At 66.0% G+C, this 241-nt stretch carries 1 pseudogene; it reads right to left on the bottom strand.

The annotated features are described in order from the left end of the window. A pseudogene (gene cpsB / locus FNJ47_RS48680) lies at positions 1-241 on the bottom strand (mannose-1-phosphate guanylyltransferase/mannose-6-phosphate isomerase); the annotation flags it as partial.

Raw genomic sequence — 241 nt, 5'->3', positions numbered from 1 at the left:
CGCCACGAGCCGATGTCGGCCCAGCCGCACGCCACCGGCACCACCGCGGCATGCGCCGTCTTCTCCATGACCGCGTAATCGATCGAGATCGCGTTAGTCGCGCCGAACGCCGCGGCATCGAGCTTGACGAAGCCGAGATCGCGCGTTGCCGACGCAACCGACTGCTCCACCGAGGCAACGCTGTCCGCATCGACATTGCGATACTCGTCGAGCAGCACGCCGGCACGGAACATGAAGTTGC

The organism is Bradyrhizobium uaiense (genome assembly GCF_010811875.1).
Lineage (GTDB): Bacteria > Pseudomonadota > Alphaproteobacteria > Rhizobiales > Xanthobacteraceae > Bradyrhizobium > Bradyrhizobium uaiense.
The sequence above is the reverse complement of the archived record's forward strand: the minus strand, read 5'-3'. Positions and strand labels throughout refer to the sequence as shown.